Source organism: Rhodococcus sp. T2V, from assembly GCF_029269925.1.
Taxonomy (GTDB): domain Bacteria; phylum Actinomycetota; class Actinomycetes; order Mycobacteriales; family Mycobacteriaceae; genus Rhodococcus_F; species Rhodococcus_F koreensis.
This window is the reverse complement of the sequence record NZ_JARJBD010000324.1, coordinates 1-901: the sequence shown is the minus strand read 5'-3', so window position 1 is coordinate 901 and position 901 is coordinate 1. Positions and strand designations below refer to the sequence as shown.

Sequence of the window (901 nt, the reverse complement as noted above, 5' to 3'; positions counted from 1 at the left end):
AAGTCGTCACCATCGGCGGCACCATGCGGGTGCATTCTGGTCCGCGACGAACACTGCGCACGTTCCGTATGAGAACCCGTGGGAGTTGGATCGGCTGTGGCTAACGAGACGTCGACTGAAACTGCCGCCGCTTTCTGATTGGACAGGCACAGATGGGTCTCGATGTTCAGATCCAACCTTGACGTTCATGCAAGCTGCATGAAGTAATGCAGTATGCATGACATCGAACGCACGGCCAATCTTCTTGGGGCAGCCTCCCTGGCGCTCACCGACCTCACCGTTGGCGGAGCGACTTCGGTGAGACGGCTGAGTGCGAGTAGTTCGGCAGCCCTGGTCTCACTATTCGCTCATCCGGGGCTGAGCGTCAGCGAACTGGGTAGGCGGGTGGGGCTGAGCCAGCCGGCCGCCGCTCGGATGGTGGACTCACTGGAGGCCGATGACCTCGTGGAACGAATTCCGAGCCCCGCCAACCGACGGTGGATGACCGTGCGGCCGACCCCACAGGGAAATCGACTCGCGCAGCAGTTGCTCAGGGGCCGCAGTGCTCCGCTCGTTGACACCGTCGCCAAGCTCGACGAGAGAGACCAGCAGGCGCTGGCCGCGCTGTTGGAGAAGATCCTGACGCACGTCTACGAGGAGACGGGGCAGGGCCAGCGCATCTGCCGCCTCTGTGATCCAAAGAGTTGTACGCGTTCGGCCCCGTGCCCGGTCGGGCAGGCCGAACGCGCGGAGGAGATGTGAAGTCGTGGGTATCGCCATGGCGCTGGTCTCGGCCCTGAGCTACGGGATCTCCGATGTGATCGGCGGTCTGGCGTCACGGCGCATCTCATTTGTGCGCGTTGCTCTCATCGGGCAAGTCGGCGGTCTGTGTGCCACTGCCCTCCTCGTGCTCGTCATTTCG

At 63.2% G+C, this 901-nt stretch carries 1 protein-coding gene; it reads left to right on the top strand.

The annotated features are described in order from the left end of the window. The first annotated feature begins 297 nt into the window (after positions 1-297). Positions 298-741, top strand: coding sequence for a MarR family winged helix-turn-helix transcriptional regulator (locus P3H15_RS54155; RefSeq protein ID WP_276144849.1), 444 nt, complete (start codon positions 298-300; stop codon positions 739-741). The last annotated feature ends 160 nt before the right edge of the window (positions 742-901 follow it).